The 14,671-nt window shown below is 40.4% G+C and carries 13 protein-coding genes; all 13 read left to right on the top strand.

The window, feature by feature from the left end; all coding sequences use genetic code 11:
* A partial coding sequence (locus tag KG118_RS16800; protein ID WP_249671504.1) for a UpxZ family transcription anti-terminator antagonist occupies window positions 1-255 on the top strand: 255 nt, incomplete at its 5' end.
* A gap of 304 nt (window positions 256-559) precedes the next feature.
* Window positions 560-745 (top strand): hypothetical protein, encoded by a 186-nt coding sequence (locus KG118_RS16795; RefSeq protein WP_117712513.1) that lies wholly within the window; start codon window positions 560-562, stop codon window positions 743-745.
* A 604-nt stretch (window positions 746-1,349) separates the two neighbouring features.
* Window positions 1,350-2,738 carry a UDP binding domain-containing protein gene (locus tag KG118_RS16790; protein ID WP_117712514.1) on the top strand — a complete coding sequence of 463 codons (1,389 nt, stop codon included), beginning with the start codon at window positions 1,350-1,352 and terminating at the stop codon, window positions 2,736-2,738.
* Between the two features lie 81 nt (window positions 2,739-2,819).
* A complete protein-coding gene (wecB, locus tag KG118_RS16785) occupies window positions 2,820-3,995 on the top strand; it encodes a non-hydrolyzing UDP-N-acetylglucosamine 2-epimerase (protein WP_117712300.1) in 1,176 nt (391 codons plus the stop codon).
* 145 nt (window positions 3,996-4,140) lie between these two features.
* Window positions 4,141-5,454 carry a phosphoenolpyruvate mutase gene (gene aepX / locus KG118_RS16780; RefSeq protein ID WP_117712302.1) on the top strand — a complete coding sequence of 438 codons (1,314 nt, stop codon included), beginning with the start codon at window positions 4,141-4,143 and terminating at the stop codon, window positions 5,452-5,454.
* A 9-nt stretch (window positions 5,455-5,463) separates the two neighbouring features.
* Entirely contained in the window at window positions 5,464-6,591 is a 1,128-nt protein-coding gene (gene aepY / locus KG118_RS16775) for a phosphonopyruvate decarboxylase (protein ID WP_117712304.1), read from the top strand.
* Between the two features lie 12 nt (window positions 6,592-6,603).
* The gene (locus KG118_RS16770) at window positions 6,604-7,737 is read left to right on the top strand and encodes a phosphonoacetaldehyde reductase (protein ID WP_117712306.1); all 1,134 of its coding nucleotides are present in this window, start codon (window positions 6,604-6,606) and stop codon (window positions 7,735-7,737) included.
* 8 nt (window positions 7,738-7,745) lie between these two features.
* Entirely contained in the window at window positions 7,746-8,486 is a 741-nt protein-coding gene (locus tag KG118_RS16765; protein WP_117712308.1) for a LicD family protein, read from the top strand.
* A gap of 6 nt (window positions 8,487-8,492) precedes the next feature.
* Window positions 8,493-9,923 carry a lipopolysaccharide biosynthesis protein gene (locus tag KG118_RS16760; RefSeq protein ID WP_117712310.1) on the top strand — a complete coding sequence of 477 codons (1,431 nt, stop codon included), beginning with the start codon at window positions 8,493-8,495 and terminating at the stop codon, window positions 9,921-9,923.
* A gap of 542 nt (window positions 9,924-10,465) precedes the next feature.
* On the top strand, window positions 10,466-11,455 hold the full coding sequence (locus KG118_RS16755) for a polysaccharide deacetylase family protein (protein ID WP_117712314.1): 990 nt from the start codon (window positions 10,466-10,468) through the stop codon (window positions 11,453-11,455).
* 1 nt (window position 11,456) lies between these two features.
* Window positions 11,457-12,653, top strand: coding sequence for a glycosyltransferase (locus tag KG118_RS16750; RefSeq protein WP_117712316.1), 1,197 nt, complete (start codon window positions 11,457-11,459; stop codon window positions 12,651-12,653).
* A complete protein-coding gene (locus tag KG118_RS16745; RefSeq protein ID WP_117712318.1) occupies window positions 12,646-13,557 on the top strand; it encodes a glucosamine inositolphosphorylceramide transferase family protein in 912 nt (303 codons plus the stop codon). Before KG118_RS16750 ends, KG118_RS16745 begins: the two co-directional genes overlap by 8 nt.
* Before the next feature lie 2 nt (window positions 13,558-13,559).
* Entirely contained in the window at window positions 13,560-14,612 is a 1,053-nt protein-coding gene (locus tag KG118_RS16740; RefSeq protein ID WP_117712320.1) for a GNAT family N-acetyltransferase, read from the top strand.
* Window positions 14,613-14,671 lie beyond the last annotated feature (59 nt).

Genomic DNA, 14,671 nt, shown 5'->3' with positions numbered 1-14,671 from the left:
GAAAAGCAGGAACATATTCAGGAGATTTTGAACCGCTGTTGGGATATTCTTGAAGCTCTTCCCGCTTCATTGTTGAAACTCCGTTTGCTTACGGCTTGCTATGGTGAGGTTTACGATGAGCCTTTGGCGGATGTTGCCCGTGCAATTATTGCATCTTGGGATGCCGCATCGCTCACCACCGCGCAGCGGGAAGCCATCGATGAATTTCAGAATGTGGTGGACAATCCCTATCCGTGGGAAGAAGTGAAAGAATAGAGCTTTCGTAGAGTGCCACTTTAGCGTTGCAGAGTGGTACTTTAGCATCGTAAAGAGGTTCTTTAGAATTGCAATACAGAATGTTGGACTGACAGATCTTGTTGAGTGATTTTCCATTATCAAGTATTTTTTGTGATATTTCGTTATAAACATACCGCAAAGTTGGGGATAATTTCCCGCATTTTATAATTGCTTGTTTTCCCTCTATACAAGGAAAACAAATCATGGATATTTAAATGAATTTAACTTCATTGGCATGAGCTGTTACGTGCGAATATTAAAACTGTTTAAATTTGAAATGACAATGAAGAGTAAATTTTGTCCCAATGCTGAATTGGGAGATTTCCTGGTCTTGTTGCAGGAAACGATAGAGGTATGCGGCGTCCGTCTGACCGACCGCGCAGTGTGCCGCTGCACCGGTATGAGCAGTAAAACTTATGTAAATTTAAAAAGGGCTTCAATTCAAACTTCTATCTGTACTATGCCGTAATCCGTTGCTACATAGACGAGCTCCAGTTCCGGCACGATGATGAGATGTTATTGATTGTGCTGAAGGAATTGTGCGAACGTCTCCGGCTGGATTATTGTAACAGGTAGTGCCGTTTGACACCCTGCCACCTTAGTTGCGCAACTTTTCCTTTATGCGCACGTGCAGAAATACACACGTTCTGAGTTTGTTTGTTTCAGATGTTTTTTCCTTCCTGCGCGCGTAGGCGTGAAAGAAAAGTTACGCAAGAGTGGTGGCAGGGTGTCACAAGACCCTATGATTAGTAAGCAAATTTTAATAAAAATAGATGTAAATATTTGCAAAGTTAGTGCTCAAAAATCTCAACCTGTAAGATGCAATGTGTATCAGTATTGGATTATTTCAAGAGCTTCTAATAAATCTTAAAAGCCAATGTCCTTTTTGATGTTATTTATTAGGCAACCGTCTTGTAGCGGCTTTCCTTGGGGTGACGCTAAAGTTGGATGCTAATGGATGGTCCAAATAGAATGCTTACAAATGCTGAAATAAAATCATATCAATTAAAAAAAAATTAATCTTCTACTTTATTAAGAATAAGCAAGGTAGAAGTAATAGAGTGCTTACAAAGATGAGAGAATACCAAGAATTAAAAATTGCCGTAGCCGGCACTGGTTATGTTGGTCTAAGCATGGCTGCATTGCTTTCGCAACACCATGAAGTAGTCGCTGTAGATGTAATTCCAGAGAAGGTTGAGAAGATTAATCATCGTATCAGTCCTATTCAAGACGAGTATATTGAGAAGTTCTTTGCAGAGAAACAACTGAACCTTACTGCCACGCTTGATGGTGCTGCAGCATATAAAGATGCCGATTTTGTGGTTATTGCCGCCCCCACTAACTATGACCCTGTGAAAAACTTCTTCGATACCCACCATATCGAGGATGTCATCGATCTTGTACTGAGTGTGAATCCTGAGGCAACCATGGTTATCAAGTCAACTATCCCTGTGGGTTATTGCCGTTCATTGTATGTGAAATACGCACGGACGTTTGCACAGATGGAACCATTAGCGGGCGGTAAACGTCGTGAGTTCCGACTTCTTTTCTCTCCCGAGTTCCTGCGTGAGAGTAAGGCTCTTTACGATAATCTCCATCCAAGCCGCATCATTGTAGGCTATCCCAAGATGATGGGAGCAGAATGGGAAGAGGAGAATGAAGCCATCCGTCAGATTCAAGGCAACCACATGAAGGAGGCTGCCAAGACATTTGCCCAACTTCTTGTGGAAAGTGCAGAAGGTCCTTCTGCCGAGAATCCTATTATGGAGCAATACAGGTGCACCAAGAATATTCCTGTACTCTATATGGGTTTGAAAGAAGCGGAAGCTGTGAAACTCTTTGCCAACACTTACCTTGCCCTTCGTGTATCCTACTTCAATGAGTTGGACACTTATAGCGAGGTTAAAGGTCTTGACTCTGCCGCCATCATTAACGGTATCGGTCTTGACCCACGCATCGGTACACACTACAACAACCCCAGTTTCGGATATGGCGGTTACTGTCTGCCAAAGGACGCCAAACAACTCCTTGCTAACTATCAAGACGTGCCTCAGAATATGATGTCCGCTATCGTGGAGAGTAACAGAACCCGTAAGGACTACATTGCTGATGCCGTACTCCGCAAGGCAGGTTGGTATAGTTATAGCGAGAACAACCAGTACGACGGTTCGAAGGAACCTGTTACCATCGGTATCTTCCGCCTTACCATGAAGTCGAATTCAGACAATTTCCGTCAGAGTGCTATTCAAGGCATCATGAAACGTGTGAAAGCCAAAGGTGCTAATATTATCATTTACGAACCCACCCTTTCCGATGGCGAATTCTTTTTCGGAAGCAAGGTAGTCAATAATCTCGCCCGGTTCAAATCTCAGTCGAATGTAATCATCGCTAACCGCTTTGACGATTGCCTCAAAGATATAGAGGATAAAGTATACACACGCGACGTTTTCCGCAGAGATTAAAAATTATTGGAGTATACTCATAATTGAATTTTTACTGAATACCCCCAACACTAATAGTACTAGATAATACTGCTTATTAATATGGCAAAGAAAATTATGCTGGTCTTCGGAACCCGACCGGAAGCTATCAAGATGTGTCCCTTGGTCAAGGAATTCCAGAAGCGCCGTACCGAGTTTGAAACCGTCGTGTGCGTCACCGGTCAGCATCGCGAAATGCTTGACCAAGTACTCACCATTTTTGACGTTCGTCCCGATTACGACCTCAACATCATGAAGCAAGGTCAGAATCTCACCGACATCACCTCACGCATTCTCACTGGTATGTGCGACGTGTTCAAAGAATGCCGCCCCGATGTAGTCCTCGTTCATGGCGATACTACTACCTCCACCGTCGCAGCCTTGGCCGCTTTTTATGCACAGATTCCTGTGGGGCACGTTGAGGCTGGTCTCCGTACGCACAATATCTACAGCCCGTGGCCCGAGGAGATGAATCGTCAAATCACCGGACGCATTGCCACCTATAACTTCTCGCCGACCCCACTCTCCGAGAAGAATCTGCAGGAGGAGAAAGTCCACGGCAATATCTATGTCACCGGCAATACCGTGATCGATGCCCTCCACATGGTCGTTGACAAACTCAACACCGATGCCGTTCTTGCTCAGGAGCAGAACCAAGTACTGCTTAATACCGGTTATGACGTCACCCGCCTTGATGGCAGTAAGAAACTCGTCCTCATCACCGGCCATCGACGTGAGAATTTCGGCGACGGCTTCATCCGCATGGTCACCGCCATGAAGGACCTCAGTGAGAAGTATCCAGAGGTAGACTTTGTATATCCAATGCACCTCAACCCAAATGTGCGTAAGCCAATTCACGAGGTGTTTGGTGAAGATCTCACCCGTCCTAACTTCTTCTTCATTGAGCCCTTGCAGTACCTCGAGTTCGTACATCTAATGGCTAAAGCTACTATTGTACTTACCGACTCGGGTGGAATTCAGGAAGAAGCCCCGGGGCTTGGTAAACCTGTTCTTGTTATGCGTGACACCACCGAACGTCCCGAGGCTCTTGCTTCGGGTACCGTTCACCTTGTCGGCACCGATTATGATAAGATCGTGGGTGAGGTCAGCACCCTCCTTGATGATGCAACTGCCTACAAACAGATGTCACATTCTGTCAACCCCTATGGCGATGGTCAAGCTTGCCGCCGCATAGCCGATGTGCTCGCAGACAAAGACACTGACCGTTATGAGGTGTAATTCAATAGTAACAACTAAATCACTTTGGCAATGAGGCAATGTTAATTTCAAAACTTATTATTTAACATACCCATTAATTAGGACACTTCAAAGTGCCTTAATTAAGGGGTGTGTCCTAAATAGAGTACTTACAATAACAAATATTATGGACAACAAAAAAACAGTCTATGTTGGTATGTCTGCTGACATCATTCATACAGGTCATTTGAACATCATTCACGAGGCAATGAAACTTGGTCGTGTGGTGGTAGGTATCCTTACTGATGAGGCTATCGCTAGCTATAAACGTCTGCCTTACCTCACTTACGAGCAGAGAAGTGAGATCGTTGCTAATCTCAAGGGTGTTGATGAGGTAATACCTCAAACTACTCTTGATTACGTTCCTAACCTTGAAAAGGTACGTCCTGATTACGTACTCCATGGTGATGATTGGAAACAGGGGGTTCAGCAGAAAACTCGCCAGCGCGTTATAGACTGCATCTCGCAGTGGGGTGGTAAGGTAATCGACATTCCTTACACCCAAGGTATCTCCAGCTCTATGCTTAACCAGCGTCTGAAGGAAATCGGTACTACTCCTGAGGTTCGTATGAAACGTCTCCGCCGTCTCATTGCTGCTAAACCTGTTGTACGCATACTTGAGTCGCACTCTGGACTTACAGGTCTGATCGCTGAGAATACTTGCGTAGAGGTGAATAACGTAAGGCGTGAGTTTGATGGTATGTGGGCTTCTTCGCTCACTGATTCTACTTCTAAGGGAAAGCCTGATATCGAGGCTGTTGATTTGACTACTCGTCTCCACGGTCTGAACGATGCTCTTGAGGTAACTACCAAGCCTTTCATCTATGATGGTGATACCGGAGGCAAACTCGAGCACTTCGTATTTACCGTACGTACTCTTGAGCGTCTTGGTGTATCGGCAGTTATCATCGAGGATAAAGTGGGTCTGAAGCAGAATTCGCTCTTCGGTACAGATGCCGTCCAAACTCAGGATACCATCGAAAGCTTTTGTGCTAAGATCAAGGCTGGTAAGAACGCTCAGATCACCGATGACTTTATGATCATTGCTCGTTGTGAGTCGCTCATCGCTGGCAAGCCTATTTCTGATGCTATCAAGCGTTGCTTTGCCTATGTTGAGGCTGGTGTTGACGGCATCATGATTCACTCGAAAGAGAAAACTGGTGAGGACATCAAAGAGTTTTGTCACCAGTTCCGTACTAAGTATGCCGATGTACCTATTGTAGTAGTACCTACCACTTACAACCAGTTTACCGAGGAGGAACTCGCATCTTGGGGTATCAATGTAGTAATCTATGCTAACCATATGCTTCGTGCTTCTTATCCTGCAATGATGAACTGCGCCAAGTCTATCCTTATGCACTCTCGTTCGAAGGAGGCTGTTGCTGAGTACTGCATGCCTATCAAGGAGATTCTCGAACTTATCCCTGGAACTAAGAACTAATCAGCGACGATGATAAGACCTGAATTTTTCGTAAATACGCTTAAGGAACACGGCATAGATTTCTATGCTGGTGTTCCTGACTCACTGCTCAAGAATATCTGTGCCTACATTACCGACAATCTTCCTGCTGAGCAGAACATCATTACTGCTAACGAAGGTGGTGCTATGGGTATTGCTGCTGGTTATCATTTGGCAACAGGCAAAGTACCTGTAGTTTATATGCAGAACTCCGGTGAGGGCAACATAATCAATCCGTTAGCTTCGCTTACCGATAAGGAGGTATACAATATTCCTGTACTGCTCGTTATCGGTTGGAGAGGCCGCCCCGGTGTACATGATGAGCCTCAGCATATAAAGCAAGGTAAGGTGACTACCGGTCTGTTAAACACCATGGGTATCAACTATGCTATCCTGCCTAAGGACGAAGAGAGTGTTGCAAAGCAGATCAAGATTGCTGTCGACTTTATGAAGGTTACCAACGAGTGCTATGCGCTTGTTATCGAGAAGGATACCTTCGATGCCTACAAACTTCAGAATATTGAGGTGAACGACCTCACCATGTCTCGCGAGGAAGCAATACGGAAGGTAACTTCGAGCATCGAGGATAACGCCTGCATCGTATCAACCACCGGTATGATTTCGCGCGAGCTTTTTGAGGCACGTACCGCATGGAACCAGGGTCATGAGCGTGATTTCCTTACTGTAGGTTCTATGGGGCACGCTTCACAGATTGCTCTCGGTATCGCACTCCAGAAACCTGAACGTAGAGTATATTGCTTTGATGGAGATGGTGCTAGCATCATGCATATGGGTAATATGGCCATTACTGCTAGCATGAAGTGTAAAAACTATGTGCATATAGTATTCAATAATGGTGCACACGACTCTGTAGGTGGCCAGCCTACTGTTGGTCTCAAGATTGACCTTTGTGCCGTTGCTAAAGCAGTGGGTTATGCGGTAACCTATTCGGTAGAGGCCATGGAGGAACTCGAAGCAAAACTTGCTGAAATAAAGAATGCAGAAGGTCCTGTACTTCTGCAGATTTGTGTTAAGAAGGGCAACCGCAAGGATCTCGGTCGTCCTACTACGACTCCTATTCAAAACAAAGAGGCTCTTATGGCCTTTCTTCAGAAGTAATTGAACTAAGTTATGCAGCAGAATATCATTCAGGGAATCAATAAATTGCCTCTGATATTGAATGAGAGTGGTAGCAAGAAGTTATTTATTGTTACCGGTTCTCGTTCTTATCAATCGCTCAATTTCAAGGATATGATTAAGTTGCTGGATATCGAGAGGATTTATTTCACCGAATTTACGCCTAATCCGTTGTATGAACAGATAAGTAAAGGTATTGAACTATTCAAATCAGAGGCCTGCGATGGTATTCTGGCTATCGGAGGCGGTAGCCCGATAGATGTGGCAAAATGTATCAAACTTGCAGTACTGGCTAAAGAGGGAAATGACGCAATCCTTCCTCCTTTGGTGAATACACGTGTAGAAATTGATGGCACTAAGATTCCTTTCATCGCCATTCCAACCACTGCGGGAACCGGTAGTGAAAGCACACACAATGCTGTTATGTATTACGAGGGAGCAAAACAGACCGTCACAAACGATGGTATTCTACCAAATTACGCCTTTTTGGAGCCATCTGTTCTGAAATCGCTTCCTCAGTATCAGAAGAAGTGCACTATGATGGATGCCTTTTGTCAAGGTATTGAATCTTGGTGGTCAGTCAACTCTACTGAAGAAAGCTATGAGTACAGTCGTAAGACGATTGAACTCATCATGCAGAACTGGGAGAAGTATATCTTTGAGAACGATGATCAGGCAGCTGCCAATATCATGTTGGGAGCTAATTACAGCGGTCGCGCCATCAACATCACTCAAACCACAGCTGCTCACGCCATGAGCTACAAGATTACTTCTCTTTATGGATTCCCTCATGGGCATGCAGTAGCAGTGTGTTTACCTGTTATATGGAAATATATGCTTGATAATTTGTATCACGAGAACTATTGTGTAGATACAAGAGGAACAGAACATCTTATTTGTATATTCAATGATATAGCTAAGGCAATGAATTGTGATACAACACAAGAAGCAATAAGTAAATTTAAGGACATGTTGTCAAAATTAGTATTAGTAAATCCAGTTGATAACGAACGCAATGCTTCAATACAAATACTGACAAACTCAATAAACACAACAAGGCTTAAGAATAATCCTATTGTGCTTGATAAAAACACTGTACGCCTACTGTATAACATCATAGTAAAGTAATAATTGATATGATTGCAAAAACATTAATTCGTTCCATTTTAAAATTTACAGGAATAGATAAGATAAAAAAAGAGAGAAAGATAAAAAAGGCGTGTACATTACTACAGAACGTTGGTGGTGAAGCATTACAAGCTTATTACGATGTAGCTAGCGAACTTAGTATCACTTTTATTCCTATGTTTGGAACTTTGTTGGGAATATACAGAAATAATGATTTTATCCCTCATGATGATGATATTGATATGGCACTTGATATCAGAAGCTTGTCAGATAATCTTCTGATTTCTTTGAAAAAGCACGGATTTGAGTTCAGTAATATTTTTGTCGCTTCTGATTTTAAAGGATGCCAACTTCCTATGAAGTTCAAAGGGTTAACATGTGATATTTATTTCTCATATATAGATGTAGGGTCACAAACGCACATTTTTCTCCCATTGGCTATCACGGGATATGACTGGTTGTTTTCAAGCAGTATGAATCTCTTTAGAGCAAAAGATGTTGTTGTGCCCTATGAAACTTCAACTATGACTTGGAAGTTCAGAAATAAGAAAATTAAAATTCCATGTAACTCAGTAGAAATCTTGAAAACTCTCTATGGAAAGGATTTCATGACGCCAAAAAAAAATGCGCATGCTGATCCTAACGTTTATCAGACACCGCTTTATGAACGCAATTTCAGGAGTATTCCTATAGAATTATGTAAAGAAAGTAACTTTTGGGAACAAATTATAAAAGTGGGAAGATACTAACTTAATATGGCAGAAGATCTTAAAAGCAAATCTGTAAAGGGAGTAATATGGTCCTTCGTAGAGTCTGCGTCAACAAAGGTGGTCCAATTTGTGATTAGTGTCATAATGGCTCGCCTCCTTATGCCTGAGGATTATGGTATCGTTGCCATCATCTTTGTGTTTATCACAATATCGCAAGTCTTTATAGACGGAGGCTTTGCTACAGCACTGATTCAGGACAAGAATAAGACTGAACGTGATTATTCGACAATATTCACGTTCAATGTTTTACTGTCTGTATGCTGTTACTTTATTTTGTTCTTTGCGGCTCCTTATATATCGTTGTTCTACAATAACGATGTTACATTATATCTGAGGATTCAGAGTTTGGGAATTATAATATTTTCATTCTCTGCCATACATAAAGTGCGAATGACTGTTGACGTCAACTTTAAGGCTGTTGCTAAAGTTACTGTCATTTCAGCATTATTCTCAGGTGTAGTAGGTATTATATTTGCTTATAAGGGGTTCGGAGTATGGGCTCTGGTAGGACAATATTTAACTTCTGCAGTTATGATGACCGGTATGTATGCCATCACTCAAAGGTGGAAACCAGTATGCTTTTTCGATGTATCATCATTTTGCCGTTTGTTTCCATTCGGTATGCGCTTAATGGTAGCCAATATCATTGATAGAATTTACGCCAATCTCTATCCTATAATAATCGGAAAATTCTGCACTCCAGTTCAGTTGGGTTACTACTCACGCGCCGAACAGTTTACTTCGATGCCTGCATACACTTGCATTGAGGTTTTTTCGCGTGTCACGTTTCCAATCATGAGCAAGATAAGCGATGAACGCCAATTGGTTTCTGTTTATCGCAAATATATATCATTGTCCAGCTACATAATAATGCCCTTGTTACTTGGTCTACTCGTTCTTGCAAAACCTTTGGTGCTAATTCTTCTTACAGAAAAATGGGCAGATATCATTGTGCTTATGCAAATTCTTTGCTGTGGCTTTTTGTTAGAACATATTAGCAGCATAAACCGCAATCTGATTTATGTCAAAGGTAGAGCAGATCTAGCCCTCAAACTGGAGGTGATTAAAAAGATTACTGCCTTCCTGATTCTTATAGTATCCGTGCCTTTTGGCCTAATAGGCCTTTGTGTTGGTAAGGCAAGCTACGGGCTATTGGCTATGGTGCTAAACTCTGCATATACAAAAAAACTAATCGGAGTATCTATCTGGGAACAGATAAAAGACTTCACCCCTAGCTTGGTATTGGGTGTCATAGGGGTACTCGTTGCTTCAATTCCTGTCTATAGTTTTGATAATATGTACATGCAATTCTTTGTTGGAGGATTTATGTTTTTTGTATGCTATGTAGGTCTGTCAATAATAGCGAAAAATGATTCGTTGAAAGAAATAATAGATATTGTTAAAAAGAAACTTTGAAAACACAAACAATAATGAACTCAAGCAAACTGACAGTTATATCCAACTTACGTCCATTTCTGTTCTTTACTTTGGGAGCCTATATGGCTGTTGACAAAAAGGAGTTTTGCCTGATAAATTCAGAGTGGCTCAATTGGCTTATTGTTTTCTTGGCTGTAACATCTATTGTCATTGGACTATATCAGTATCCACAGTCTCAGGAAGGATTAAGATACATACAGCAGATGACAACCATACTAGTGGCAATAGCGATGATATGGCTGGCAAAATCAATCAATGAAAGATACAGCATTACCATCCCTAGCATAATCGATAAAAGCTCGTTCTTTGTATATGCCATACATGCATGCGGATTGTTTATTGCTCCTACTACAATTTGTATTAAGCTTGAGCAATGTTTTTCTCTCCAGAATGAATGGCTACTATGCTTATTGTATTTGTTGAGTCCATTCATGGTATATGGAATATCTGTAGTATACTACCACGTACTAAATAAATTGTTCAAACCCATAATGCCTGTTCTTACAGGTAACAGATAATTTATGTTTCAGAAGAAAAAAATCATCCTCTCATACGACTACGAGCTGTTCTTTGGCGATAGATCAGGGACGGTTTTGAGGTCCTTGATAGAACCTACTAACCTCCTGCTCGATGCAATGGATTCCGTTAGCTTTAAGGGTAACTTTTTCGTAGATTGGCAGATGCTAAAGTATTTGAAAGAAGCGAATACTGAACGTACCTTAGCAGACCATCAACTCATAATTGATCAACTCAAGGATATGGTTTACCGAGGTCACCGCATAGAATTGCATATTCACCCTCATTGGGTAGATGCCAAATATAATGGCGATGGTACATGGGACTTTTCCGAATTTCGTCACTACAGTCTTAATAGCTTTTCTGAGAAGGAGATTGTAGATATGTTTGTGGAGGGAACAAATCTGCTCACAAACATTGCGCGTGAGGTTGATTCAGAGTACAAGATTGTTGCTTTCAGGGCTGGTGGATGGGCAGTACAACCATTCGACTGCCTAAAACGAGCATTCAAGGAGGCTGGTATCAAGATTGACTCGTCCGTAGCACGAGGAGCATACGGTAAGAATAAGTATTCCTATTTTAATTTTGTAGATTCTCCAGATGGCGAAATGTGGAGGTATGAAAATGATGTAATTATTCCTGATGATAAGGGGGAATTTATAGAGGTGCCAATTTCTTCCTATCGAAGAACTATTGTCTATAAAGGATTAGACTGGCTTAATAAAAAAGTTTTTAATAATTTAAAATGTATAACTGACGGTACTCATATAAGAGGTGACTATCAGGAGGAGCCGAAGCCTGATAATTATGTTAATTATTCCAGATACACTTTGTCTCAAAGGTCTATTCTATCGATTTTGTTAGCCTTTTTTGTTAATGATAAAGATTTGATAACCTATATAGATCACCCTAAAGATTTAAGTTTGTCCGCTTTGCGTGCAATAAAAATCTTATCAAAATATTCGAATACTGTAATGTATAAATCATTATTATAAAATGCCTAGAGTATTAATAATTTTTTCAGGTGCAGGTCTTATCATGCATCTGAATGAAGGAGCTAAGCATAGATTAAACTGTTATATCAATTGTTATAAGGAGGCTGGTTACGAAGTTGATGTTTTATGTCTGTTCAAGGATCTTAGCTATTGGAAATCTTTGAAAAAATATGTAGACAATAGTGTGCACTGGATTTTTGTACCCTATCTGTTTCCAAGGACCAAGAATAAACCTCTTGCTTTGCTTCTGCGTTATTATAAATATCTAGTAGGATGGCTCTACTCTACAATCAAACATTACGATGTGGTTCAGAGCGAGGTGGATGGTTTGCCCTTGCGTTTCATTGGCGACTCTTCTATGCGTATTACCGACTTCCATGGCGATGGCTATTACGAATATACTTCGAAACCTACACATAAGAAATGGTGTTCTGATAATTTCCTTTTCGACCAAGTTTGTTCTATCAAGTATTCTGATGTCTGTATAACCGTATCCGAGAATCTTTGCAAACAGTTAGAGAAGAATACTGATACAAAGATTGCAACCAATTCGATTATTTCTTGTGGTGTTAACACTGAGTTGTACAATTGTAACGCTTACGAGGGTGATTTGATGAAATTAACAGAGAATAGAATTGTCCTTGGCTATTGCGGAGGTCTACAAGTTTGGCAGAACATTGAACTGATTGTAGATCTTGCTATCAAACTCTATAAACAAGATAATCGTATTTTTTTAGTAATCTATACTGGTTTTGATATTTCTGCTAACTTACAAAAACAACTCGATGCATTGGGTGTAGAGAACTATTACATCAAGGACCTGCTACCTGCAGAAGTACCATCATATTTGAAACTTTTAGATGCTGGTTTCCTTTTGAGGGATGATCTTGTACTAAACACAGTGTCTTCTCCTACAAAGATATGTGAGTACCTTGCTGCAGGCGTTCCAATGATTTGTACTGAGTATTCAGGAGATTATGCTCGTAGTGTACGCCATGGAAAGGAAGGTTTTGTATTAAAGAATCATCCGAATTATGATTTTCACACAATTACAGAATTGCTCATCTACCTTAAAGAAGTTAAGACTAATCGGGCTGATTATAAAAAAATGTGTGAGATGGCGGCATCGAAGCGTACTTTCAAATCTGAATTCTCTTTACTTGATCAACTTATCCGAAAGGGTGTAAAGAATGTTTAATTTATATATTAATAACTTTAACATTAGCATAAACAAGCTAAAAGCAGAGGACTTTGGAGAAAGTCAAGGTGTTCTAATTAAGAAGTTTGAGTCTGATACCGACTTATTTAAGATAGAGCCAATCATTTTTCTTGCAGACCCTTTCCTGTTTTCATACAATGGGAGATTGTATCTGTTTTATGAGAGACAAGACAGATGGTATGGTATTGGTCATATTTGCATGCGTTTTACTAATGATATGCAGGTGTGGTCAGACGAGATAGATGTATTAAAGGAGGCTTTCCACTTGTCTTTCCCGTATGTTTTCGAGGATAATGGTAAAGTATATATGTTGCCGGAAGCTGGATATAGTGGAACAATTCGCCTTTATGAAGCTTGCAATGATAATCTGAGTAAATGGAAATTGTCTAAGGTTATTATAGACGAGAAACGCCAGTGGGTAGATTCCTCTATAATTAAAAAGGGGGCAAAGTACTATCTGTTTACATCTGTTAAAGAAAAAGAAGTTTTCAATCAATATCTATTTGTCTCTGATTCACTTGACGGCCCATATAAAGAGCACCCTAGGTCTCCGATTTATACAGGTAATGATTATGGCCGAAACGGAGGTGCTGTATTCTCTTTCAATGATCGGTTGTATCGCCCTGCTCAAATTTGTGTTTCAAGTTATGGAGAAGACATTACTCTGATGCAAATAGAACAGTTGACTGCTGAAAAATACTCCGAGCAGGTTTACAAGGATCGCATTTACAGTACAGCATTCTCTGACTATAATTTCGGCGGTCATCAGTTCAATATTGTTAGTCATAATAAAGAGTTACTTATGACTATTGACTATCGAGTAAAGAACTACAATGTAATTGAATTGATTAGAAGAATCAAACGAAACTTTTTCAACCGATAATTATGGAGTATACAATAAAGTTATATACAGAGGATTATTTTGAGCAATGTGCCGATATAGAACGCTATTTGTGGAAGGAAGACCTCGAAGGTAGAAAAATGCGCTTCGATTGGACTTACCACAAGAATCCAAATTATAATAAGTGCCTTAGTACCATTGCAGTTACTTCAGACAATGAAGTCGTTGGATTTCGAGGTATCTTTCTAAATAAGTTTATAATAGGAGAAAAAAGTGAGGTCGTTGCACAAATCTGCGATACTGTTATTATACCAAGTGCCAGAAAACAGGGACTCTTTTCAAAGATGAATCGTTTTTCTATAGATGTATTACGAAAAGAAGGTATAAAGCTAATTCTTGATACAGGTCCGTCTTGGATACCATACTATGGAAATAAGAAGATTGGCTTTGTAGACCTTATACCTCTTCGCCACATGTACGATTTTTCATGGGGACGTATTCTGAAGGAAAGGCTTTTCGGTTTTCAGGAAAATTTTCACAATACAAGTAATATTGAAATTGTAAAGAGCGGAATTAAATATAAGATAACGGATTCCTTGTCGGATAAGGAGATTCAATCCATTTATGTTCTAGACAGGTCAGGCACAATACACTCGTCTGTTGATTCAGACAATCTGAAATGGCGCATGACAAGAACTAACAAGTTTTATCGATTTGTGCAAGCGTTTGATGCCAATGATGTACTATTATCTTTCTTAATGTTGTCAAGTACAGACTTGAAAGATTTCAATCTTGGGCTTGTTTTATATTCAGATGAAAATTACGTTGAAAAATCATATTATTTCTTTAGAAGATATTGTAGGCCGACAGAGGTACTTGTTTGGAAGCCAGAGGGTGATGTAAGCGAATCAAAACTCCTAAAAAAGTTAGGTTTCTATACGATTCCGTTTTTACATCGCATAAGAAAAACTCCACCATCTCTCGTTTACTCATTACAATGTGATAAAACAGGTGAAATTAATTGGGAAATAAACGGAATCAATGTTCTCAAAGCAAATAGCTGGAATTTAAGAAAATTAGATTTGGATAGTTTTTAATTTATGAACTCAATATCCTCAATAAGATTTATGAACTTTCGATTTTTGGGAGTTTCGTA

Origin of the sequence: Bacteroides propionicigenes, from assembly GCF_018390535.1 — a bacterium.
In the GTDB taxonomy this organism is placed as follows: Bacteria; Bacteroidota; Bacteroidia; order Bacteroidales; family Bacteroidaceae; genus Bacteroides; species Bacteroides propionicigenes.
This window is presented reverse-complemented; position numbering and strand designations above follow the sequence as displayed.

Bases quoted from the DNA above. Each gene is read 5' to 3' on its own strand.
- KG118_RS16760 (WP_117712310.1), top strand. From the start codon at position 8,493: ATGGCAGAAGATCTTAAAAGCAAATCTGTAAAGGGAGTAATATGGTCC.
- KG118_RS16765 (WP_117712308.1), top strand. From the start codon at position 7,746: ATGATTGCAAAAACATTAATTCGTTCCATTTTAAAATTTACAGGAATA.
- aepY (WP_117712304.1), top strand. From the start codon at position 5,464: ATGATAAGACCTGAATTTTTCGTAAATACGCTTAAGGAACACGGCATA.
- KG118_RS16795 (WP_117712513.1), top strand. From the start codon at position 560: ATGAAGAGTAAATTTTGTCCCAATGCTGAATTGGGAGATTTCCTGGTC.
- KG118_RS16740 (WP_117712320.1), top strand. From the start codon at position 13,560: ATGGAGTATACAATAAAGTTATATACAGAGGATTATTTTGAGCAATGT.
- aepX (WP_117712302.1), top strand. From the start codon at position 4,141: ATGGACAACAAAAAAACAGTCTATGTTGGTATGTCTGCTGACATCATT.
- KG118_RS16750 (WP_117712316.1), top strand. From the start codon at position 11,457: ATGCCTAGAGTATTAATAATTTTTTCAGGTGCAGGTCTTATCATGCAT.
- KG118_RS16770 (WP_117712306.1), top strand. From the start codon at position 6,604: ATGCAGCAGAATATCATTCAGGGAATCAATAAATTGCCTCTGATATTG.
- KG118_RS16790 (WP_117712514.1), top strand. From the start codon at position 1,350: ATGAGAGAATACCAAGAATTAAAAATTGCCGTAGCCGGCACTGGTTAT.
- wecB (WP_117712300.1), top strand. From the start codon at position 2,820: ATGGCAAAGAAAATTATGCTGGTCTTCGGAACCCGACCGGAAGCTATC.
- KG118_RS16745 (WP_117712318.1), top strand. From the start codon at position 12,646: ATGTTTAATTTATATATTAATAACTTTAACATTAGCATAAACAAGCTA.
- KG118_RS16755 (WP_117712314.1), top strand. From the start codon at position 10,466: ATGTTTCAGAAGAAAAAAATCATCCTCTCATACGACTACGAGCTGTTC.